Here is a 21,541-nt window from a genome sequence, read left to right as displayed (position 1 = left end):
GGTACCGCCTCTCAGTCGACCCGTTTCGCGCCCTGGCCCTCGCTTGCGGTCACCGGGATGTAGGTGACCCTTTCGACCGCATGTCGTAATGCCTTGCGCAATTCGCTGCCGTCGAGGGTGCGCAGCCGCGCGAGTGACACGCCGCCGAGGTCGAGAAGCTCCGATTCGATTCCCGCTTCTCCGCCCGAGCGCGGTTGCTGCGTCACGATTTCCCCTCTCGCAGGGAGAACGGACCCCGTCGGCCCGGTTTCATTGTCCCGCATTTCGAGCGGTTGCGACAGGGACGGAGGCCGTGCGCCGATCAGCCCACGCCGAGGACGGTCCGGAGCAACGCCGTCAGCTCGGCCGCGAAGTTCGGCCGTGATGCCACGCGGCGCGTCCTGGCCAGATCGTTAGCGATCGTTAACGCTGCATGGACTGTAATTTTCGCCTCGCGCGCAGGCAGCTCCGGCCGCACCGCCGACAGCAGCGTCACCCACTGGGCCACATAATCGCGTTGCACCCGCAGCAGGTCCGCCTTGTCGCGGTCCGGCATCGTCACGCGGTCCGCGGAGAACGACACCAGCAGCTCCGGTGTGTTAACGATCGTTTGCACGTACGACGCCGCCAGCCGGCGTAGGGCCGAACGTTCGTCCGACGTCTGCAGCGCCTGCTCCGCCGCCAGCGCCAGCCGGTCCGCCGCGCGGTGGCCGATGGCCACCATCAGCGCCGCCTTGCTCGGGAAGTGGCGGTAGACGCTCGGACCCGCGATGCCCGCTGCCGCTCCGATGTCCTCCATGCTCACGTCGTGGAAGCCGCGCCGGGCGAACAGGTCCGTCGCCGCGGCCAGGACCTGCTCGCGACGGGACGGCGTGCCGAGCCGCAACGACGGCGGATCGTCCGCCGGGGACGGTGCCGGCAGTGTGGCGTTCAGCACATCGAGCGCCAGGTCGACCAGCAACTGGGCGAAGCGGCGGCGCGCCACCGACGTGTGGTGGACCGACACGCTCCCGAACACCGACAGCGCGGCCCAGCAGAGCAGCTCCGCGTCCTCGCCCGGCAGGTCCGGCCGCCGGGCCAGCAGCGCCTTCGCCCACGCCGCCAGTGCCAGCGTCGAACGGCGGGCGATCTCCCGCTGGTCCTCCTTCGCGAGGTGACGTCCTTCCCAGCGCCACAGCGCCGCGATCTCCCGGCGCTCGACGGCCTGCGTCGCCAGCCGCGTCAGCAGGACTTCCAGCTGGTCAGCGGGGGCAACGGCGTCGGTCAGCGCCTCCGCCGTCGCCGCCTCCATGTCGTCGAAGCCGCTGAGGACGACGTACGCCAGGATCGCCTGCTTGTCCGCGAAGTGCCGGTACAGCGCCGGCCCGGTGACGCCGGCCGCGTCCGCGATGTCCTTGATGCCGACGCCGGGGAAGCCCCGCGCGCGGAACAGCTCCGCCGCCACCGCGGCCAGCTGGGCCTTGCGGTCGCGGGGGCGCGAGCTGCGTTCGACGTCGGTCATGGTGAGTGAACGATAGCGGCTCATCGCACACCTGCAACCCATTGACACCATGGGGTTATCCGGCGATATGTTAATGGGCATTAGCCCTACTGGCCGGTATGCTCGGCTGTGACACGGCCAGGTACGACGACGTTCCGACACGCTCGCGAGGAGTTGTTCAGTGAGTAGCGAGGCCTACATCTACGAGGCGATCCGCACGCCTCGCGGCAAGAACAAGGGCGGTGCCCTGCACGGCACCAAGCCGGTCGACCTGGTGGTCGGCCTGATCAACGAACTGAAGGTCCGCCACCCGAACCTCGACCCGAAGGCGATCGACGACATCGTCCTCGGCGTCGTCTCCCCGGTCGGCGAGCAGGGCGCGGTCATCGCGCGCACCGCCGCGCTGAACGCGGGCCTGCCCGAGACCGTGGCCGGCGTGCAGCTCAACCGCTTCTGCGCCTCCGGCCTCGAGGCCACCAACACCGCCGCGCAGAAGGTCCGCTCCGGCTGGGACAACTTGGTCATCGCCGGCGGCGTCGAGTCGATGTCGCGCGTACCGATGGGCTCCGACGGCGGCGCGCTGTTCATGGACCCGGCCACCGCGTACGACAACTACATCGTCCCGCAGGGCACCGGCGCCGACCTGATCGCGACCATCGAGGGCTTCTCCCGCGAGGACGTCGACCGCTGGGCGGTCCGCTCGCAGGACCGCGCCGAGGCGGCCTGGTCCGGCGGCTACTTCGCCAAGTCCGTCGTCCCGGTCAAGGACATCAACGGCGTGACCGTCCTGGACCACGACGAGCACCGCCGTCCCGGCTCCACCGTCGAGAGCCTCGGCAAGCTCAAGCCCGCCTTCGCCGGCATCGGCGAGCTGGGCGGCTTCGACGCCGTCGCGCTGCAGAAGTACCACTCGGTCGAGCGCATCAACCACGTCCACACCGGCGGCAACTCCTCCGGCATCGTCGACGGCGCCGCCCTGGTGCTGGTCGGCTCCGAGCAGGTCGGCAAAACCTTCGGGCTGACCCCGCGCGCCCGGATCGTGGCGACCGCGTCGATCGGCTCCGAGCCGACGATCATGCTCACCGGGCCGACCCCGGCCACCGAGAAGGTCCTGAAGACCGCGGGCCTCAAGCCCGAGGACATCGACCTGTGGGAGCTCAACGAGGCGTTCGCGTCCGTCGTGCTCAAGTGGATCAAGGACCTGCACCTCGACGAGGAGAAGGTCAACGTCAACGGCGGCGCGATCGCCATGGGCCACCCGCTCGGCGCCACCGGCGCGATGCTGGTCGGCACCGTCGTCGACGAGCTCGAACGCCGCCAGGCGCGCCGCGCGCTGGTGACCCTGTGCATCGGCGGCGGCATGGGCGTCGCCACCATCATCGAGCGGGTGTGAGGACACTAATGGCCGAGAGCAAGACCATCCGCTGGGAGCAGGACTCCGACGGCATCGTCACCCTGACCCTGGACGACCCGAACCAGTCGGCGAACACGATGAACGCCGAATTCCGCGAGTCGCTCGGCGTGACCGTCGACCGCCTGGAAGCGGAGAAGGACAACATCACCGGCGTGGTGATCACGTCCGCCAAGAAGACGTTCTTCGCCGGCGGCGACCTGAACGACCTCATCCAGGCGAAGCCCGAGAACGCGGTCGAGCTGACCGAGGGCAGCGGCGCGATGAAGGGCCAGATGCGCCGCATCGAGCAGCTCGGCAAGCCGGTCGTCGCGGCGATCAACGGCGCCGCGCTCGGCGGCGGCCTGGAGATCGCGCTGGCGACGCACCACCGCATCGCCGCCGACGTCAAGGGCAGCCAGATCGGCCTGCCCGAGGTGACGCTGGGCCTGCTGCCCGGCGGCGGCGGCGTGGTCCGCACCGTGCGCCTGCTCGGCATCCAGAGCGCGCTGCTGAACGTCCTGCTCCAGGGCCAGCGCCACCGCCCGGCCAAGGCGCTCGAGCTCGGCCTGGTGCACAAGCTCGTCGGCACGGTCGAGGAGCTCGTCCCCGCCGCGAAGGCGTGGATCAAGGCGAACCCCGAGGGCGGCGTCCAGCCGTGGGACGTCAAGGGCTACAAGATCCCGGGCGGCACCCCGTCCAACCCGAGCTTCGCGGCCAACCTGCCGGCGTTCCCGGCGAACCTGCGCAAGCAGATCAAGGGCGCGAACATGCCGGCGCCGCGCGCGATCCTGGCCGCCGCGATCGAGGGCGCGCAGGTCGACTTCGACACCGCCATCCAGATCGAGACGCGCTACTTCATCCACCTCGCCACCGGCCAGGTCTCGAAGAACATGACGAAGGCGTTCTTCTTCGACCTGCAGACCATCAACTCGGGCGGCTCGCGGCCGGACGGCTTCGAGAAGTACACCGCGCGCAAGGTGGGTGTGCTCGGCGCCGGGATGATGGGCGCGGCGATCGCGTACGTCTCGGCGAAGGCGGGCATCGACGTCGTCCTCAAGGACGTCTCGCAGGAGGCGGCCGAGAAGGGCAAGGGCTACGCCGAGAAGCTGGAGCAGAAGGCGCTCTCGCGCGGCAAGACCACGCAGGAGAAGTCGGACGCGCTGCTGGCGAAGATCAAGCCGACCGCCGACCCGGCCGACTTCGCGGGCGTCGACTTCGTCATCGAGGCCGTGTTCGAGAGCGTCGAGCTGAAGCACAAGGTGTTCGGCGAGATCGAGAGCGTCGTCAACGCCGACGCGGTGCTGGGTTCCAACACCTCGACGCTGCCGATCACCACCCTCGCCGAGGGCGTGCAGCGGACCGAGGACTTCATCGGGATCCACTTCTTCTCGCCGGTGGACAAGATGCCGCTGGTCGAGATCATCTGCGGCGAGAAGACGTCCCCGGCGACGCTGGCGAAGGTCTTCGACTACACGCTGCAGATCAAGAAGACCCCGATCGTCGTCAACGACAGCCGCGGCTTCTTCACCTCCCGCGTGATCGGCACGTTCATCAACGAAGCCGTCGCCGCGCTCGGCGAGGGCGTCGAGCCGGCGTCGATCGAGCAGGCGGGTTCCCAGGCCGGCTACCCGGCGCCGCCGCTGCAGCTGATGGACGAGCTGACGCTGACCCTCCCGCGCAAGATCCGCAAGGAGACGCGCGAGGCGATCGAGGCCGCGGGCGGCACGTGGAAGGCGCACGCGTCGGAGACCGTGATCGACCGGATGGTCGAGGAGTTCGACCGCAAGGGCCGCTCGACGGGCGCGGGCTTCTACGAGTACGACTCGGAAGGCAAGCGCGCCGGCCTGTGGCCGGGGCTGCGCGACGCGTTCAAGTCCGGCTCGGCGGAGGTGCCGTTCGAGGACCTCAAGGAGCGGATGCTCTTCGCGGAGGCCCTGGAGACGGTCAAGTGCTTCGACGAGGGCGTGCTGACGTCGGTGGCCGACGCCAACATCGGCTCGATCTTCGGCATCGGCTTCCCGGCGTGGACCGGCGGTGTCATCCAGTACATCAACCAGTACGAGGGTGGCCTGCAGGGCTTCGTCGACCGGGCCCGTGAGCTGGCCGCCCGCTACGGCGACCACTTCGAGCCGCCTGCTTCGCTCGTGGAGAAGGCCGCCAAAGGCGAGATCTACGAATAGGCAGTAGTTCCGTGAAGGCCACCTCGAGTGCTTCGGGGTGGCCTTCACGGTTTTCAGAGCGCGACGGCCACCTCGGCGTGGCTGACGTGGTCGTCCCAGCGGCTCAGCGCTCGCCGCGCGTCCTCCTCCAGGACGGCGTCCTCGTAGCTCTCGCCGGCGAAGCCGCGTACGGCGTCGAGGTCGGTGAAGAACGTGATCGAGGTGAACTCGACTTCGTCGCGGTCCGGGCAGCGCAGCAATCGGGCACCTCGGAAGCCGGGCACGTCACGCAGGTGCTCCGCCACCGCGGTCGCGTAGTGCCGCTCGTAGTCGTCGGCCGTCGCGGCGGGCGCCCAGCCGCGCCAGGTGCGTGCGATCATCGTCGGTCCCCGATCCGTCGAGGGGCTCGACGGTACTCGCGGTCGGAGACGACGTGCTCGGAATGATCGGACTTGCACCTCCGGCGATCGGCGATCCCGGCCGGCACCGGTGTGTCCGGCAGTTTGTCCGTTTGTGTTCGCCCGAAAGCCATTTAACGCGCGTTAACCTCCGTCCATGCGCCGTCCCGTCACGGTGGCACTCGCCGCCGCCCTCCTCGCCTCGACGTTGACAACGATGTCAGCCGCCGCCGACCTCAGCCCCGCCGACTTCGTCGACCCGCTCATCGGCTCGGCGGGCGACGGCAACACCTACCCCGGTGCGACCGCGCCGTTCGGGATGCTCGCCTGGAGCCCGACCAGCACCCGCGGCGACCAGACGTCGACCGGCGCCGCCAACGGCTACCAGTACGACACCACTCGCATCCGCGGCTTCAGCCTCACCCACGTCAACGGCGCCGGCTGCAACCCGGGCGCCGCCGGCGACGTGCCGATCCTGCCCTTCGCCGGCGACGTCACCTCCTCGCCGACCGCCGACACCACCGACGCTGTCTACGCGAGCAACTTCAGTCACGGAGACGAAGCCGCGACGCCGGGACGGTACCGTCTCGTCCTGCAGAACGGCGTCGCCACTGACGCAGCGGCGACCGAGCGCACCGCGATCGCCGCCCTGCACTACCCGAAGGACAAGCCCGCGTCCCTGCTGTTCCGCACCTCGAACTCCCTCAACGGCAGCGAGGACGCCGAGACCCACCTCGATCCGGCGAACCGCACGGTCACCGGGTCCGTGCTCACCGGTGCGTTCTGCGGCCGTCGCGCGAACGGCGGCGTCAACAACCGCAAGTCCTACTACCGCCGGCACTTCACCGCGCGGTTCGACCGGCCCTTCACCGGCACGGGAACGTGGAAGGACGCGACGCTGCAGCCCGGCGGCCTCGACCAGACCGGCGGCGAAGGCTACGCGACCGGCAAGGACCGCGCCGGCCGCGGCTCGGGCGGGTACGTCACCTTCGCACCCGGCAGCGACGTCACCATGCGCATCGCGATCTCCTACGTCTCCCTCGAAGGCGCCGAGCGCAACCTGGCGGCCGAGCAATCGGACAGGTCCACGGTGGAAAGCATCGCCGCGAGGACGAAGAAAGCCTGGAACACCGAGCTGAGCCGCGTGGAGGTCGGCGGCGGCACGGCGAACCAGCGGATCGTCTTCACCACCGCGCTCTACCACAGCCTCCAGCAGCCCAACCTCGTCAGCGACGTCGACGGCCAGTACCTGGGCATGGACCGCAAACCCCACCGTGTCGAGCGCGGGCAGGACGCGCAGTACTCGAACTTCTCCGGCTGGGACCAGTACCGCGCGCAGGTGCAGCTGCTGGCGTTGCTGCAACCGCACATAGCCGGGAATTTCGTACAGTCGCTGTACAATTACGCCCGCCAGAACGACGGCGTCTGGGACCGCTGGGTGCACGTCAACGGCGCAACGCACGTGATGACCGGCGACCCGTCCGCGGCGACCGTCGCGACCTTCTACGCCATGGGCGTGCGCAACTTCGACTACCGCGGCGCGTTCGACTCGCTGTACCGGCAGGCGACCGCCCCCCGCCCGGAGGGACTGCAGGACGGCGGCTGCCCCGGCCAGTGCGTCGGACAGCGGCCGAACCTCGCGCAGTACCTGACGTCGCACTACGCACCCAACGACGTCTGCCACTGCTGGGGCGGCGCCGCCGAGACGCTCGAAGACGCCGTCGCCGACTCCGCAATCGGACATTTCGCGGAGCTGCTGGGTCGCCCGCGCGAAGCTGCGGAGATGCGCGCCCGGGGCGCGTACTGGCGGAACGTCTTCAATCCCGCGACCGGGTATGCGCAGGCGCGCAACCTCGACGGCGGCTGGGTGACCCCGTTCGACCCGGCGAGCGACCGCGGCTTCGCGCAGGGCAGTGCGGCGGCCTACACCTGGATGGTCCCGCAGGACGTGTCCGGCCTCGCCGACGCCATGGGCGGCAAGACCGCCGCGGTCACCCGTCTCGACGCCTTCTTCCACGACGCGAACGGGAACTGGCAGCTCAAGGGCGGCGGCCCGCTCAAGTACGACCCGACGAACGAGCCCGACATCCACGCGCCGTGGCTGTACAACGAGCTCGGGCAGCCGGCGAAGACGCAGGAGACCGTCCGGCAGCTGGTGACCACCGTCTACACGACCGGCCCGGCGGGACTGCCCGGGAACGACGACCTCGGCACGATGTCCGCCTGGTACGTCTTCGCCGCGCTCGGCCTCTACCCCCGGACGCCCGGCACCGCGGAACTGCTGCTCTCGAGCCCGCTGTTCCCCAGCGCAGTGATCCGGCCGGCGGGCGGCGCGCCGATCCGGATCACGACGTCCGGCAGCGGGAAGTACGTCGCCGACGTCCGGCGGTCGGGACGGCCGCAGCGGGACTGGAAGCTCGACGCCTCCTTCCTGCGGACCGGCGGCACGCTGGCGTTCCGCCTGTCCGAAACGCCGGCGGCCTGGGGGAGCTGACCGGCAATTCTGCCGGTCGGCGCCGCCCGCGTGCGCGGAAACCGCAGGTCGACGCCCCGCGCCCGAGACCGCCCGCGCTTTCCCCCGGGATCGGTAACGTCACTCGGCGCCGGGGATCCACGTCGGCCGGCGCGCGCCGAGGGGGAGGGGGATGGCCGCCACGCCGTGGTGGCCATCCCTGCTTCACGGCTCCAGCGCGAGGTGCGGCAGCCGGCGGTCCAGCCACCGCGGCAGCCACCACGCCCGGGCGCCGAGCAGGCGCATCACCGCCGGGACGACCAGGCAGCGGATCACCAGCGCGTCCAGCAGCACCGCGACCGCCAGCCCGAGGCCGAACTGTGCCAGCATCCGCGACGGGTCGAGCAGGAACGCGCCGAACACCAGCACCATGATCGCGCCGGCCGCGGTGATCACGCCGCCGGTCGCGGCGAGCCCTTCGCGCACCGCCAGCCGTGCGTCGCCCGTGCGCCGCCACTCCTCGTGCATCCGCGACACGAGGAACACCTCGTAGTCCATCGACAGCCCGAAGACGATCGCGAAGATCATCACCGGGACGAACGCCTCGATCGGGCCGGGCTGCGCGCCGAACCAGCCGTCGCCGAACACGAGCGTCATCACGCCGAGCGAGGCGCCGATGCTCAGCAGGTTCAGCACGGCCGCCTTGAGCGGGACGAGGATCGACCGGAACACCACCATCAGCAGCAGCGCGGACAGCCCCACGACGACCAGCACGAACAGCGGCAGCCGATCGGCGACGGCGCCGGCGAAGTCCGTCGCGGCCGCGACCGATCCGCCGACGAGGTAGTGGCCCGGCAGATTCGGGAGGACGTCGGTCCGCAGGCGTGTCACCAGCTCGGCGGTCGCTTCGTCCTGCGGCGACGTCGCCGGGAACGCGAGGACGGTCCGGCCCATCGGCGGCAGCGCGCGGGCGATGCCCGGTGTCGACGCGAGCGTCTGCTGCACCGCGACGGGATCGCCGTCGACGCCGAGCACCACCAGCGGGCCGGTGAAGCCCGGCCCGAAGCCCTCGGCCAGCAGGTCGTAGGCCTTCCGCGTGGTCGATCCGGCGGGATCGGTGCTCGCGTCGGCGAACCCGAGGCGCATCCCCGCAGCCGGGATCGACAGCCCGATGAGGAGGAGCAAGCCGATCGCCAGCGGCGCCGCGGGACGTCGCTGGACGCCCTCCGCGAGCCGCCGCCAGAGCCGCGCGTGGTCGCGTTTCGCGGCGTGCCGGCGGATGCCGCGTTCGAGCCGCTCGCCGAACAGCGACAGCAACGCGGGCAGGAGCGTCACCGACGCGAGCATCGTCATCAGGACGGTGAGCGCGACGGACAGCGCCACACCGCGCAGCCCGCCGAGTCCGAGCGCGAGCAGGCCGAGCAGCGCGATGATGACCGTCGTCCCGGCGAACAGCACCGAACGGCCCGCGGTGTCGAGCGCCCGCCGGGTGGCCGTGTCGCGGTCGTGCCCGGCGAGGATCTCCGTGCGGTAGCGGGAGAAGATCAGCAGCGCGTAGTCCACGCCGACGCCGAACCCGACCAGCATCATCAGCGGCGAGGTGTAGGAGGCGATGTCGACGAAGTGCGAGACGACGGTGATCACGCCGAGCGTGCTGCCGACGGCGAACACCGCGGTGAGCACCGGCAGCCCGGCCGCGAGCAGTGACCGGAACAGGAACACGAGGATGACCAGCGCGGCGAGCAGCCCGACGCCTTCCGCGGGCCCGCCGCCGCCGGAGATCCGCTCGATCGGATCGCCGGCGAGGGCGACCTCGACGGGGCCGCCCTGCTTCGCGGTGTCGGCGAACTTCACGATGTCGTCGTACGGGAGCTCGGTCGATGCCGCGTCGAAGGTGATGGTGGCGTAGCCGATCCGGCCGTCGGACGACAGCGCCTCGAACGGGTTGGTCACCAACCGCACGTGTGGCTGCAATCGGACATTTCGCAGAATGTTTTCGACCGCGGCACGCTCGCCGGCGAGCCCCGTCACGCCGTCGGCCTTCAGCACGATCTGCGCGCTCGCGCCGGATTGCGCGGTGTGGTCCAGCAGGTCGGCGACCTGCTGCGATTCGGTGCCGGGCAGCGAGTTGTCGTCGTGGAACGCGCTGCCGGTGAGGCGGGACGTGACCGTGACGCCGATGAGAACCAGCGCCCAGAGTGCGACGGCGAGCCACCGGTGGCGCTGCGCCCAGCCGGCCACGCGGGCCAGGCTTCCCCCGGTGGGGCGAGTGATGGTGTCCATGGCGGACAAGGATTCGCGAAACCGGCCCTGCTCCGCGTCGCGCACGGGAGGACACTTGACGTGCTCCCGGCGGTGTCCCTTAAGGCGTTTCCCGTACTCCCGTGGGAGTACGGCTCAGGGCGTCAGCCAGCGGGGCGTCACCGCGCCCGACTCGTAAGCGAGAACGACGAGCTGCGCCCGGTCCCGCTTGCCGGTCTTGGTCATGATGCGGCTGACGTGCGTCTTCGCCGTCGCGGGGCTGAGCGTCAGCTCGCGGGCGATTTCGTCGTTCGACAGCCCGGCCGCGACCAGCGACAGCACTTCGCGTTCGCGGTCGGTGAGCCGGTCGAGGGCCGGCGACGGCGCCGGGCGGGTGACGCGCGCGGCGAACTCCGCGATCAGCCGCCGGGTGATCGACGGCGCCAGCAGCGCGTCGCCGCGGGCGACGACGCGGACGGCGTGGATCAGCTCCTCGGGTTCGGTGTCCTTGACCAGGAAGCCGCTCGCGCCCGCGCGCAGCGCGCCGTAGACGTCTTCGTCGAGGTCGAACGTCGTGAGGATGACGACCTTCGTGGGCACGCCCGGGTCTTCGAGGAGGTGCCGGGTGGCGGCGAGGCCGTCGAGCACGGGCATGCGGATGTCCATCAGCACGACGTCCGGGTGGTGGTCGTGCGCGGCCTGCAGCGCCTCGCGCCCGTTCGCGGCCTCGGCCACGACGGCGATGTCGTCCTCGCCGTCCAGAATGGACCGGAATCCGGCGCGGACCAGCCGCTGGTCGTCGACGAGCAGGACCCGGATCATCGGCCCATCATCGCACCGGCAGCCGGGCGCGCACCCGGTATCCGCCGCCTTCGCGCGGCGCCGCGGTGACGTCGCCTCCGAGCGCCCGCGCACGTTCAGCCATCCCGCGGATGCCGTTGCCCGCCGGCGCCGCACCGCCGCGGCCGTCGTCGTCGACCTGCACGGACAGCTCGTCGGCGCCGTACCCGAGCCGGACGACGACGGTCTTCGCGCCGGCATGCTTGCTAACGTTCGTTAACGCCTCCTGCACCACCCGGAACGCCGCGTGCTCGACCTCCGGCGGCAGGTCCCGGGCGACGCCGTCGATTTCGGTGCGCACAGTCACCCCGGAGGCGCCGACCGACTCGGCCAGCTCCGCGACCCGCTGCAGACTCGGCCCGCCGGTGTTGCGGAGCATCCCGAGCGTCGCGCGCAACTCCTGGAGTGCGGTCTTGCTGGCGTCCTTGATCGCCCCGAGTGCCGCCTCGGCCTGCTCCGGGTCACGGCGGTGCAGCGCGGCGCCGGCCTGGACGTTGATCAGGGACAGGTGGTGGCCGAGGACGTCGTGCAGTTCCCGCGCGATGCGCAGGCGTTCCTCGGTGGCGCGCGCCCGCGCCTCGGCCTCCTTGGTGCGCTCGGCCTCGGCCCGGTAGTGCGCGACGGCGCCGCCCGCGACCAGCGCGACGAACCAGCCGGTCATCAGGAAGAACGCGAAGTTGTCGACGTGCCGCCCGGTCCGCGAGCTGACTTCGCCGACCGCGACCCCGGCCATCGCGGCGACGACGAGCAGCGCGGCCCCGCGGATCCGCCCCGCCGCGGCGGCGTTGTAGAGCGCGTACGCGAAGGCGAGCAGCACCAGGCCGTCGGGATCGGTCAGCGGGTAGTAGAGCGCGCAGCAGACGAGCGCGAACGCGGCGACGCCCAGCGGGTACCGGCGCCGGAGGAACAGGGCGGCGCAGCAGAGGACGGTGAGCACCCACCCGGCCGCGGCGTGGTGCGCGGGCTTGGCGCCGTCGTTGAGGACGGCGAAGACCGAGCCGGCGAGCACCGCGACGACGACCGCGAGCTCCGCCGCGTACCGCCGCAACCAGGACATGCGGAAAGTTTAGGAGAACACGCGTAACAGCCGGGCTCGTTCCGCCGACTCCTGCGGCATTACTTCGTCAGGCTAAGGAGTCGGCGTGCGGATGAAGCTCGGCGCGGTACTGGCCGCGGGTGTCCTGGTCGCGGGGTGTGGGGCCGGTGCGGTGCCGCCCAAGGACGCCGGGAATCTCGGCGTTCTCGCCCCCGCGAGTCCGACGTATTCAGCTCCGGCGTATCCGGCGCCGACCGAGACACCCACGCCGGCTTCGGTGCCGGCAACGTCCTCCGCGGCGCCGGTCGTCACCACGACCCCGGCCGCCCCGAAGACGACCGCGCCGAAGTCCAAGGCGCCGCGGACGACGACCCCGGCCGCGCCGGCGCCCACCGGCTGCGCCGCGGACTACTACCGGAACTCGGACGGCAACTGCGTCCACCGGCCCGGCGACAACCCGTCCGGCGCAACGGCGGTCTGCAAGGACGGCACCTACAGCTACAGCCAGCACCGCTCCGGCACCTGCTCCGGCCACGGGGGCGTGCGCAGCTGGCTGTGACGAACCCGCCAGTCATGCGGAAACCCGTCACCCCGTAGGTACAGTGCATGAAGTTGCATGACGCGTACTAAGTACACACTGGGGGTGTGGTGGTGTCCCGTTCCGCGCCGTCCGGCCGGGCGATCGTCGTGGTGCTCGCTTCGTGCGGGCTCGTCGCGTCCTTCATGCAGACATTGGTCGTGCCGCTGATCCCGGTCTTCCCGCGGCTGCTCCACGCCTCGGCGGCCGACGCGTCCTGGGTGGTCACCGTGACGCTGCTGGCCGCGTCGGTGATCACCCCGGTCAGCGGCCGGCTCGGCGACCTCTACGGCAAGCGGCGGATGATCCTCGTCAGCCTCGCGCTGCTCATCGCCGGTTCGGTGGTGTCCGCGACGACGAGCGCGCTCGCGTTCCAGATCCTCGGCCGCGGGCTGCAGGGCTGCGCGATGGGCGTCATCCCGCTCGGCATCAGCATCATGCGCGACGAGCTCCCGCCCGAACGCGTCGGCGGCGCGATCTCCCTGATGAGCGCGACGCTCGGCGTCGGCGGCGCCATCGGGCTGCCGGTCGCGGCGGTGGTCGCCGAGAACGCCGACTGGCACGTGCTGTTCTGGACCGCCGCCGGGCTCGGGCTGGCCTGCGCGCTGCTGATCCTCACCGTGGTGCCGGAGTCGCCGCTGCGCACGCCGGCGCCGTTCGACTACTTCGGCGCGCTCGGCCTGGCCGCCGGGCTGCTCTGCCTGCTGCTGCCGGTGGTCAAGGGCGGCACGTGGGGCTGGACCAGCGTCCCGACACTCGGGCTGGCCGCGGTCGCGGTCGTGGCCCTGCTCGGCTGGGGCGCCTACCAGCTGCGCCGTCGCGACCCGCTGGTCGACCTCCGGGTGTCGGCCCGCCGTCCGGTGCTGTTCACGAACCTGGCGTCGATCATGGTCGGCTTCGCGCTGTACGCGATGGCGTTGTCGTTCCCGCAGCTGCTGCAGGCCCCGGCGTCGACCGGCTACGGGCTGGGCCAGACGATGGTCGAGTCCGGCCTCACGCTGGCCCCGAACGGCCTGGTGATGATGCTGCTCTCGCCGGTTTCGGCGCGGCTCATCGCCCGGTTCGGCCCGCGCCCGACGCTGATGAGCGGCGCACTGGTGATCGCCGCCGGGTACGCGTTCGCGATCGTGCTGATGGACAACGCGTTCGAGCTGATCATGGCGTCGGTGATCATCGGGGCCGGCGTCGGCATCGCGTACGCGGCGATGCCCGCGCTGATCATGGGCTCGGTGCCGGTCACCGAAACAGCGTCGGCGAACGGCCTGAACTCCCTGATGCGCTCGGTCGGCACGGCGATCTCCAGCGCGGTGATGGCCGCGATGCTGGCTCAGCTGACGATCACCGTCGGCGGCCTGCCGGTCCCGTCGCTGTTCGGCTTCCGCGCCACGTTCGCGGTGGCGGCGCTGGCCGCCCTGACCGGGGTGCTGCTCGCGGCGCTCGTCCCGAAGACGCGGACGGCGCCGGAGCTGGTCGCCGCCTAGTTCTTGCGCGCCACCAGCGCGAGCCCACCGCAGTCCGCGGGGTTGGCCGGCACGTCCGCGGGGTTGTCCGGCCGCCACTCGGGGATGAACACGATGCCGGGGTCGACGATCTCGAAGCCGTCGACCAGGGCACGCAGCTCGTCGGCCGAGCGAGGCGTGACGGGATTCGCGCTCTTCTGGTACATCGCGACGGCGCGGGCGGTGCCGTCGCTCTGCTGCTCGTAGGTCGCCGACGACAGCGCGAGGTAGCTGCCGGGCGCGAGCGCGTCGCGGTAGGCGGCGACGAGCCGGGCCGGGTCGCGCTCGTCCGGGATGAAGTGCACGAACAGCGCCATCACGACCATCACCGGCTGGTCCAGGTCCAGCATCATCTCGGTGGTGTCGTGTTCGAGGACGTCGTCGGGGAACTCGGCGTCGGCGTGCACCATGGCGGCGTTCTCGTTGTCGTCCAGCACGATCTCGCTGTGCGCCACGGCGACCGGCTCGTTGTCGACGTAGACGACCCGCGCCGTGGGATCGACGGCCTGCGCCACCTCGTGCACGTGGCCCACGGTCGGCATACCGGAGCCGATGTCGAGGAACTGCCGGATGCCCTGCGCCATCCCGAACCGGATGGCCCGCCGCAGCCACTGCCGGTTGAGCCGCGCCCGCTCCCGCGCGTTCGGCTGCGCGGCCAGCACCTGCTCGGCGAACATCCGGTCGACGGCGTAGTTGAGCTGCCCGCCGAGGATGTAGTCGTACACCCGGGCGGCGTTGGGCTTGTCGAGGTCGATGCCCCGTCTGGCGTACTCGTCTTCGCTCATCGCGCGCGGCTCCCCGGAGTCAGGTTTGACGCGAGAATAGCCGGACCCGGCAAGGTGACTCTCGTCGTCCCCGCTACGCCTTGCGCGCGACCAGGGCGAGCCCGCCCGAACGCGCCGGCGGGTCCTCGAGCGGCTCGTCCGGCCGCCACTCCGGCGTGAACACCACACCCGGCGGCAGGATCTCGAAGCCCTTCACCAGCTCGGCCAGCTCGTCCGGCGAGCGCAGCGTCAACGGCGTCCCGCTCTTTTCGTACAGCGCCACCGACCGCTGCGTTTCCTCGCCCTGCCCTTCCCACGTCCCGGACGACAGCGCGAGGTGGCTCCCCGGCGCCAGCACGTCCCGGTAGCGGGCGATCAGGCCCGCCGGGTCGCGGGAGTCGGGGATGAAGTGCACGAACGCCGCCATGATCACCATCACCGGCTCGCTGAAGTCGAGCATCGCCTCGGTGGTCGGGTGCTCCAGCACCTCGTCCGGGTACTCGGCGTCCGCCTGGACCATCGTCGCGTTGTCGTTGCCCTCCAGGACGATCTCGCTGTGCGCGACGGCGATCGGCTCGTTGTCGACGTACACGACCCGCGCGGCCGGGTCGATCGCCTGGACGACCTCGTGCACGTGCCCGACCGTCGGCATGCCGGAGCCGATGTCGAGGAACTGCCGGATGCCCTGCTCCGCGCCGAACCGCGCGGCACGGCGCAGCCACGCCCGGTTGACCAGCGCCATGTGCCGCGCGTTCGGCAGCACCCCGAGGATCTGGTCGGCGAACATCCGGTCGACGGCGTAGTTCAGCTTGCCGCCGATCATGTAGTCGTACACGCGCGCGGCGTTCGGCCGCTCGAGGTCGATGCCGCGCTTCGCGTGTTCGTCGTCGTTCATCCGCCGCTCCCGGGCTCAGGGTGTGCCGGGAGAATAGTCCGGTTCACAGCAGCGGCGGCACCGCGGCGTCGATCAGGTGCGGACCGGGTTCGGCGAAGGCCCGCTGCAGCTGTTCCGCGAGCTCCTCCGCGGTGGTCGCCCGCGTCGCCGGCACGCCCATGCCCTCCGCGATCTTCACGAAGTCCATGTCCGGGCGCGACAGGTCCAGCAGTTCGTTCGCCTTCGGCCCGCCCGACGCCGCGCCGACGCGCTGCAGCTCCAGCCGCAGGATGGCGTACGCGCGGTTGTTGAGCAGCACCGTCGTGACGTTCAGGTTCTCCCGCGCCTGCGTCCACAGCGCCGAGATGGTGTACAGCGCGCTGCCGTCCGATTGCAGGTTCAGGACGGGACGGTCCCGTCCCGCCACGGCCGCGCCGGTCGCGACCGGCATGCCGTAGCCGATCGCGCCGCCGGTGAGCGTCAGGACGTCGTGGCGCGGCGCACCCGCCGTCGCTGCCGGCAGCAGCAGGCCGGACGTGTTGGCCTCGTCGGCGATGATCGCGTTCTCCGGCAGCAGCGCACCGATCACGTCGACCCAATTCTGCGGGGTGAGCGGCCCGGTCGGCAGCGCGGGCCGGGACGGCTGCTGCAGCACCGGTTCGGTGTCCGCGGCGACGAGCTCCGCGAGTTCGTTCAGCGCGCGCGTGACGTCCTGGCCGACGGACGCGAGCGTGTGCACCTTCGCGCCTTCGGGCACGAGGTCGCTCGGCTTGCCCGGGTAGGCGAAGAACGACACCGGCGCCTTCGTGCCCGCGACGACGAGGTGCTTGACCCCGTCGAGCTGGTAGGTGACCTGTTCGGCGAGGTACCCGAGCCGCTCGATCGTCGGCAGGCCCGCGCCGCGCTCCAGACGAGACGGGAACGTCTCGACGAAAGTCTTCGCGCCGGTCGCGGCCGCGATCCGGCTGGCCGCGCGCAGTCCCTCTTCGCGACACGCACTGCCGCCGATGAGCAGCGCCACCGGCTCGCCGCTGCCGAACACCGCGGCGACGTCCTTGACGGTGGTGGCGTCGACGGCCTGCGGCACGCGCGGCGGAACGGGTGCGCACGTCTCGCCGCCGTCGCCCCACGAGGCGTCCGCCGGCAGGATCAGCGTCGCGATGCGGCCGGGCGCGTCCTGGGCTGCGGCGACCGCGGCGGCCGCGTCCGCCCCGACGTCCTTGGTGTGCTCCGAGCGGCGCACCCAGCCTTCCAGCGAGCCCGCGACGGCCTCGATGTCCGATTCCAGCGGCGCGTCGTACTGCTTGTGGTAGGTCGCGTGGTCGCCGATGACGTTGACGATCGGCGTGTGCGCGCGGCGCGCGTTGTGCAGGTTCGCCAGCCCGTTGCCGAGGCCGGGGCCGAGGTGCAGCAGCGTCGCGGCGGGCTTGTCCGCGATCCGCGCGTACCCGTCGGCAGCACCGGTGACGACGCCTTCGAACAGCGCGAGCACGCCCCGCATCTCCGGGACCGTGTCGAGCGCCGCGACGAAGTGCATCTCCGACGTGCCGGGGTTCGCGAAGCAGACCTCCACGCCGGCGTCGACCAGCGTGCGGATCAGGGACTGGGCGCCGTTCATCTCGCTCATGCGGTTCCTTCGGGGAAGAGAACGCCGGGGTTGAGGATCCCGGCGGGGTCGAAGCTCTGCTTGATCCGGCGCATCAGCTCGATCTTCGCCGGGTCTTCGAGGTCCTGGTGGTAGCCGGCCTTGGTGCGGCCGAGTCCGTGCTCGCCGGAGATCGCGCCGCCGAGCTCCATCGCGTACGCGAAGATGTCGGTGAGCAGCTGCTTCCGCTTGCCCGCGTCCTTGCAGAAGATCCCGAGGTGGACGTTGCCGTCGCCGGCGTGCCCGCATCCGAGCGCGCCGCCGCCCGCGGCCATCGCGAGCTCCCGGGCCTTGGCGATGAACTGCGGCATCGCGGTCCGCGGCACGACGACGTCGATCACGTCGTCGGCGCCGGCCGCCTTCGCGGTCCAGAAAGCCTTCTCGCGAGCTTCGATGAGCTTGCGCGCGGCGTTGCCTTCGAGGACGTAGACGTCGGTGGCGCCGAGTTCGCCGAGCAGCTCGCCGACGGTTTCGACGTCCTCCCCGAGGCGTCCGCTGTCGCGGTTCTCCAGCGCGACCACGAGGTAGGCCTCGCTGGTCTCGCGGATCTTGTCCGGCACGCCCAGCTCGAGCTTCTCGTTGTAGACGATCGCCGCCATCGTCAGGTTGTCGATGTATTCGAGGATGTGCGGCGCGAGCCCGCTGGAGAGGATCTCGGGCACGGCGGCCATCACCTGGCCGAAGTCGCCGAAGGGGGCGAGGACCGTGGCGCCGTGGGCCAGCCGCGGGTGCAGCTTGACGGTGATTTCGGTGGCGAGCGCGAGGGTGCCCTCGGAGCCGATGATCAGCTGGGTGAGGTCGTAGCCGGTGGACACCTTCGACGTCTTGCCGCCGGTCCGGATGATCTCGCCGGTCGCGAGCACGGCTTGCAGGCCGAGGACGTTGTTGCGGGTGACGCCGTACTTGACGGCCCGCATCCCGCCGGCGTTGGTCCCGACGTTCCCGCCGACGCTCGCGCTCAGCTCACCGGGGTAGACGGTATAGCCGAGCCCGGCTTCGGCGGTCTTGGCGTCGAGTTCGGCGAGAGTCACGCCGGGCTGCACGACGGCGACGTGGTTCCCGGTGTCGACTTCGAGCACGGCGTTCATCCGTTCGAAGGAGACGAGGAGACCGTCTGCCTGCGGCCGCGCCGCGCCGGAGAGCCCGCTGCCGGACCCGCGTGCGGTCACGGGAACGTTGTGCTCCGAAGCGGCCTTCAGCAGCTCCGCGACTTCTTCGGCGGTAGCCGGCTTCGCGACGTACGCAGGCTTCTGCGGCTCCGCCGTCAGCGCTTCGTCGTGCGCGTAGTCCTCTGAGATCGCGTCGCCCGTGAGCAGGTTCTTGTCCCCGACGATCTCGGCCAGCCGTGCTGCCACGTCGCCCATCGGCAGTCTCTCCTCCGCGCCGTCGCTGTGGTTACCGCAGCGTAGTACGTACCGCCGGTACGTCGCCATGAAGGTTTTTCACATTTGTGTCGCGCACTGTGATCGACCAGTGACACCTGCTCCGATTTAGTTCAGGCTAAATCTCTGGAGAGTGACGGCAACAGCGGCGAAGCTTCGCGGCATGACCTCGACGTTCTCCTTCGAAGACGGCCTTTCCGTGCACCGCCTGGGTTTCGGCGCCATGCGGCTGACGGAGTGGGACCACGTGAAAGACGGCGCCAAAGCAGTCGCGCGCCGTGCAGCCGAACTCGGCGTGACGTTCTTCGACACCGCCGACGCCTACGACCTGGGCCTCAACGAAGAGCTGCTCGCCGACGCGCTGCACCCGTACCCGGGACTGCTCGTTGCGACGAAGTGCGGGCACGCGCGTCCGAGCCGCGGCGAGTGGGTGCCGCTGGGCCGGCCGGAGTACCTGCGGCAGCAGGCGGAACTTTCGTTGAGACGCCTCCGTCTCGACCGTCTTGACTTGCTGCAGCTGCACCGGATCGACCCGCAAGTGCCGCTGGCCGACCAGGTCGGCGCGCTCGCGCGGCTGCGTGACGAGGGCAAGATCGCCCGGATCGGGTTGTCGGAGGTCTCCGTCGCGCAGCTGACGGAGGCGCGGGCCATCGCCCCGATCGCGAGCGTGCAGAACCGCTACAACCTGACCGATCGAGCGTCCGACGACGTCCTGGACTACTGCGAGCGCGAAGGCATCGCCTTCGTGCCGTGGCTGCCGATCGCCCGCGGCGACCACGCAACGGCGGCCGGAGTGCTCGGCAAGGTCGCGGCCGACATCGGCGCGACACCCGCGCAGGTGTCCCTCGCGTGGCTGCTGCGCCGCTCGCCGGTGGTGATCCCGATCCCGGGGACGTCGTCGATCGGGCACCTCGAGGAGAACTGCGCCGCCGCCGACGTCACGCTTTCCGACGCCGATTGCGCGCTGCTGGACACCCTGGGCTGAACGCCGGCCCGGCCGCGATGTCCCCGCGGCCGGGCCCGCGTTCAGGCGCGCGCGAACGAGAGCGTCTCGCCCTCGACACCCCGCAACCACAGGTCCTGCGCGGCCGCGGCCATCTCGGCCAGGCCCTCCTCGATCGTGGCGAACACGTTGCCGGGGACCCAGCCGGCGTCGCCGTTGATCAGCAGGTTGTTGCGCCCGTAGAAGATCGCCAGGTCGGTCGCGCCCTGGTCGCTGTGCGCCTCGCTGCCTTCGTCGTAGCCGTACGCCGGGTTGCCGATCTCCCACGCCTCGAAGCCGAAGTACACGACGTCGCCGGGGATCGGCGTGATCGTCGGGTTCTCCCGCCCCGGTTTGGGTTCCGCGAACGGCGGGACGAGCGTGTAGACCTCGTTGCGCGCGTACTTCGCGTGGTAGGCCGAGCCGCTCTGCGGCAACGCGTCCCACACGGCTTTGCAGGTGCGCGGTGCCTCGTCGTCGAGCAGCCGCGCCCGGCACGACACTCCGCGCTTGTCGAGCGTGATCGTGATGTACCGCGCCATCCTCAGCTCCCCGTGACCGAGGCGACGACGTCGCCCCAGATGCGCAGCGCGTCGTCGACCTGCTCGGCGGTGACGACCAGCGGCGGCACCATCCGGACGACGTTCATGTACGGCCCGCAGGTGAGCAGCAGCAGGCCGTTCTTCGACGCCGCCTGCTGCGCGGCCTGCGCGGTGGCCGTGTCCGGCTCGCCGTCGGCGGTGGTGAACTCCGAGCCGACCAGCAGCCCGAGCCCGCGCACCTCGCCGATCGACGGTGTCTTGTCCGCGATCACGCGCGCGCCTTCGAGCAGTTGGCGCCCACGTTCGGCGGCGTTTTCGACCAGGTTCTCCTGCTGGATGACTTCGAGTGTCGCGATCGCCGCGGCGCACGAGACCGCGTTGCCGCCGTACGTGCCGCCTTGCGAACCCGGGAACGCCTTCGCCATCAGCTCCTGCGAAGCGGCGATGCCGGACAGCGGGAAACCACTCGCCAGCCCCTTCGCGATGAGGACGATGTCGGGCGAGACGTCGAAGTGGTCGTGACCCCAGAACTTCCCGGTGCGGCCGAAACCGGTCTGGATCTCGTCGACGACCAGCAGGATGCCGTGCCGGTCGGCGCGCTCGCGCAGCCCCGCCAGGAATTCGGTGTTCGCCGGCACGTACCCGCCTTCGCCGAGCACGGGCTCGACGAAGAACGCGGCGGTCTCGTTCGGCGCGGAGACGGTCTGGAACAGGTAGTCCAGCTCCCGCAGCGCGAACTTCGTCGCCGTCTGCTCGTCCCAGCCGTAGTGGTAGGCGTACGGGAACGGCGCGACGTGCACGCCTGCCATCAGCGGGCCGATGCCGGCGCTGAACCGCGTCCCGGACGTCGTCATGGTCGCGGCGGCGACGGTCCGTCCGTGGAAGCCGCCCTGGAAGACGATGACGTTCGGCCGCTTCGTGGCCTGCCGCGAAAGCCGCAACGCCGCTTCGACGGCTTCGCTGCCCGAGTTGGCGTAGAAGAGCGAGTCGAGCCCGCGGGGCAGGACGCCGCCGAGCCGCTCGGTCAGTTCCAGCAGCGGCTTGTGCATCACCGTCGTGTACTGCCCGTGGACGAGCTTGCCGATCTGCTCCTGCGCGGCCCGCACGACGTGCGGGTGGCAGTGCCCGGTGCTCGTGACGCCGATGCCGGCGGTGAAGTCGAGGTGGCGGTTGCCCTCCACGTCGTAGAGGTAAGCCCCTTCACCGTGGTCGACCACTACGGGCGTTGCCTGCTTGAGCAGCGGAGATAGCTGGGCCATGGCAGCGTGCTCCTAGGTCGGTCTGAGCGGGTTGTCGAT

The 21,541-nt window shown here is 70.9% G+C and carries 18 protein-coding genes; 6 read left to right on the top strand and 12 right to left on the bottom strand.

Features of this window, described 5'->3' with window-relative positions:
* Window positions 1-11 precede the first annotated feature (11 nt).
* A complete protein-coding gene (locus tag OO60_RS46395) occupies window positions 12-206 on the bottom strand; it encodes a hypothetical protein (RefSeq protein ID WP_155848881.1) in 195 nt (64 codons plus the stop codon).
* Between the two features lie 95 nt (window positions 207-301).
* Entirely contained in the window at window positions 302-1,480 is a 1,179-nt protein-coding gene (locus OO60_RS11225; protein WP_003079569.1) for a TetR/AcrR family transcriptional regulator, read from the bottom strand.
* A gap of 160 nt (window positions 1,481-1,640) precedes the next feature.
* Here OO60_RS11225 and OO60_RS11220 point away from each other — a divergent pair, with 160 nt between their 5' ends.
* Window positions 1,641-2,852: an acetyl-CoA C-acetyltransferase gene (locus OO60_RS11220; RefSeq protein WP_003079571.1), complete on the top strand. Its 1,212-nt coding sequence runs from the start codon at window positions 1,641-1,643 to the stop codon at window positions 2,850-2,852.
* Between the two features lie 8 nt (window positions 2,853-2,860).
* The gene (locus OO60_RS11215; protein WP_003079574.1) at window positions 2,861-5,032 is read left to right on the top strand and encodes a 3-hydroxyacyl-CoA dehydrogenase NAD-binding domain-containing protein; all 2,172 of its coding nucleotides are present in this window, start codon (window positions 2,861-2,863) and stop codon (window positions 5,030-5,032) included.
* 53 nt (window positions 5,033-5,085) lie between these two features.
* On the opposite strand, the gene OO60_RS11210 is transcribed toward OO60_RS11215, so the two are convergent.
* Complete coding sequence (locus tag OO60_RS11210; RefSeq protein ID WP_003079575.1) at window positions 5,086-5,391, bottom strand: antibiotic biosynthesis monooxygenase family protein; 306 nt, start codon at window positions 5,389-5,391, stop codon at window positions 5,086-5,088.
* Between the two features lie 175 nt (window positions 5,392-5,566).
* On the opposite strand from OO60_RS11210, the gene OO60_RS11205 reads away from it, so the two are divergent.
* Window positions 5,567-7,903 (top strand): GH92 family glycosyl hydrolase, encoded by a 2,337-nt coding sequence (locus OO60_RS11205; RefSeq protein WP_033261291.1) that lies wholly within the window; start codon window positions 5,567-5,569, stop codon window positions 7,901-7,903.
* Between the two features lie 183 nt (window positions 7,904-8,086).
* Here OO60_RS11205 and OO60_RS11200 read toward each other — a convergent pair whose 3' ends face one another.
* From OO60_RS11200 to OO60_RS11190, 3 genes are all read right to left on the bottom strand, one after another.
* Complete coding sequence (locus OO60_RS11200) at window positions 8,087-10,144, bottom strand: MMPL family transporter (protein WP_033261290.1); 2,058 nt, start codon at window positions 10,142-10,144, stop codon at window positions 8,087-8,089.
* A gap of 114 nt (window positions 10,145-10,258) precedes the next feature.
* The gene (locus tag OO60_RS11195) at window positions 10,259-10,924 is read right to left on the bottom strand and encodes a response regulator (protein WP_003079580.1); all 666 of its coding nucleotides are present in this window, start codon (window positions 10,922-10,924) and stop codon (window positions 10,259-10,261) included.
* A gap of 7 nt (window positions 10,925-10,931) precedes the next feature.
* Window positions 10,932-11,999 (bottom strand): sensor histidine kinase, encoded by a 1,068-nt coding sequence (locus OO60_RS11190; protein WP_003079582.1) that lies wholly within the window; start codon window positions 11,997-11,999, stop codon window positions 10,932-10,934.
* Between the two features lie 91 nt (window positions 12,000-12,090).
* Between OO60_RS11190 and OO60_RS11185 the strand changes: the two genes are divergently transcribed.
* Both OO60_RS11185 and OO60_RS11180 read left to right on the top strand, forming a co-directional pair.
* The gene (locus OO60_RS11185) at window positions 12,091-12,537 is read left to right on the top strand and encodes a DUF3761 domain-containing protein (protein WP_003079584.1); all 447 of its coding nucleotides are present in this window, start codon (window positions 12,091-12,093) and stop codon (window positions 12,535-12,537) included.
* A gap of 86 nt (window positions 12,538-12,623) precedes the next feature.
* Complete coding sequence (locus tag OO60_RS11180) at window positions 12,624-14,036, top strand: MFS transporter (protein WP_003079586.1); 1,413 nt, start codon at window positions 12,624-12,626, stop codon at window positions 14,034-14,036.
* Here OO60_RS11180 and OO60_RS11175 read toward each other — a convergent pair.
* From OO60_RS11175 to OO60_RS11160, 4 genes are all read right to left on the bottom strand, one after another.
* Window positions 14,033-14,839, bottom strand: a complete 807-nt coding sequence (locus OO60_RS11175; protein ID WP_003079588.1) for an SAM-dependent methyltransferase — start codon at window positions 14,837-14,839, stop codon at window positions 14,033-14,035. The two genes, OO60_RS11180 and OO60_RS11175, sit on opposite strands and share 4 nt — an antisense overlap.
* 73 nt (window positions 14,840-14,912) lie before the next feature.
* Window positions 14,913-15,713: an SAM-dependent methyltransferase gene (locus OO60_RS11170; RefSeq protein ID WP_003079590.1), complete on the bottom strand. Its 801-nt coding sequence runs from the start codon at window positions 15,711-15,713 to the stop codon at window positions 14,913-14,915.
* Between the two features lie 43 nt (window positions 15,714-15,756).
* On the bottom strand, window positions 15,757-17,310 hold the full coding sequence (locus tag OO60_RS11165) for an acetolactate synthase large subunit (RefSeq protein ID WP_003079591.1): 1,554 nt from the start codon (window positions 17,308-17,310) through the stop codon (window positions 15,757-15,759).
* A 5-nt stretch (window positions 17,311-17,315) separates the two neighbouring features.
* Window positions 17,316-18,701 (bottom strand): FAD-binding oxidoreductase, encoded by a 1,386-nt coding sequence (locus OO60_RS11160; RefSeq protein WP_003079593.1) that lies wholly within the window; start codon window positions 18,699-18,701, stop codon window positions 17,316-17,318.
* A 181-nt stretch (window positions 18,702-18,882) separates the two neighbouring features.
* Here OO60_RS11160 and OO60_RS11155 point away from each other — a divergent pair, with 181 nt between their 5' ends.
* Window positions 18,883-19,704: an aldo/keto reductase gene (locus OO60_RS11155; protein ID WP_003079595.1), complete on the top strand. Its 822-nt coding sequence runs from the start codon at window positions 18,883-18,885 to the stop codon at window positions 19,702-19,704.
* A 41-nt stretch (window positions 19,705-19,745) separates the two neighbouring features.
* On the opposite strand, the gene OO60_RS11150 is transcribed toward OO60_RS11155, so the two are convergent.
* On the bottom strand, window positions 19,746-20,243 hold the full coding sequence (locus OO60_RS11150; RefSeq protein ID WP_003079597.1) for a DUF3830 family protein: 498 nt from the start codon (window positions 20,241-20,243) through the stop codon (window positions 19,746-19,748).
* A gap of 2 nt (window positions 20,244-20,245) precedes the next feature.
* Entirely contained in the window at window positions 20,246-21,502 is a 1,257-nt protein-coding gene (locus OO60_RS11145) for an aspartate aminotransferase family protein (RefSeq protein ID WP_003079599.1), read from the bottom strand.
* Window positions 21,503-21,541: the final 39 nt, after the last annotated feature.

It is taken from the genome of Amycolatopsis vancoresmycina, assembly GCF_000716785.1.
GTDB lineage: Bacteria > Actinomycetota > Actinomycetes > Mycobacteriales > Pseudonocardiaceae > Amycolatopsis > Amycolatopsis vancoresmycina.
This window is presented reverse-complemented; position numbering and strand designations above follow the sequence as displayed.

Excerpts from the sequence above, each read along its gene's own strand:
- OO60_RS11150 (WP_003079597.1), bottom strand. The coding sequence starts at position 20,243 with ATGGCGCGGTACATCACGATCACGCTCGACAAGCGCGGAGTGTCGTGC.
- OO60_RS11215 (WP_003079574.1), top strand. The coding sequence starts at position 2,861 with ATGGCCGAGAGCAAGACCATCCGCTGGGAGCAGGACTCCGACGGCATC.
- OO60_RS11200 (WP_033261290.1), bottom strand. The coding sequence starts at position 10,144 with ATGGACACCATCACTCGCCCCACCGGGGGAAGCCTGGCCCGCGTGGCC.
- OO60_RS11195 (WP_003079580.1), bottom strand. The coding sequence starts at position 10,924 with ATGATCCGGGTCCTGCTCGTCGACGACCAGCGGCTGGTCCGCGCCGGA.
- OO60_RS11165 (WP_003079591.1), bottom strand. The coding sequence starts at position 17,310 with ATGAACGGCGCCCAGTCCCTGATCCGCACGCTGGTCGACGCCGGCGTG.
- OO60_RS11160 (WP_003079593.1), bottom strand. The coding sequence starts at position 18,701 with ATGGGCGACGTGGCAGCACGGCTGGCCGAGATCGTCGGGGACAAGAAC.
- OO60_RS11205 (WP_033261291.1), top strand. The coding sequence starts at position 5,567 with ATGCGCCGTCCCGTCACGGTGGCACTCGCCGCCGCCCTCCTCGCCTCG.
- OO60_RS11225 (WP_003079569.1), bottom strand. The coding sequence starts at position 1,480 with ATGACCGACGTCGAACGCAGCTCGCGCCCCCGCGACCGCAAGGCCCAG.
- OO60_RS11145 (WP_003079599.1), bottom strand. The coding sequence starts at position 21,502 with ATGGCCCAGCTATCTCCGCTGCTCAAGCAGGCAACGCCCGTAGTGGTC.
- OO60_RS11155 (WP_003079595.1), top strand. The coding sequence starts at position 18,883 with ATGACCTCGACGTTCTCCTTCGAAGACGGCCTTTCCGTGCACCGCCTG.
- OO60_RS11175 (WP_003079588.1), bottom strand. The coding sequence starts at position 14,839 with ATGAGCGAAGACGAGTACGCCAGACGGGGCATCGACCTCGACAAGCCC.
- OO60_RS11170 (WP_003079590.1), bottom strand. The coding sequence starts at position 15,713 with ATGAACGACGACGAACACGCGAAGCGCGGCATCGACCTCGAGCGGCCG.
- OO60_RS11190 (WP_003079582.1), bottom strand. The coding sequence starts at position 11,999 with ATGTCCTGGTTGCGGCGGTACGCGGCGGAGCTCGCGGTCGTCGTCGCG.
- OO60_RS11185 (WP_003079584.1), top strand. The coding sequence starts at position 12,091 with ATGAAGCTCGGCGCGGTACTGGCCGCGGGTGTCCTGGTCGCGGGGTGT.
- OO60_RS11210 (WP_003079575.1), bottom strand. The coding sequence starts at position 5,391 with ATGATCGCACGCACCTGGCGCGGCTGGGCGCCCGCCGCGACGGCCGAC.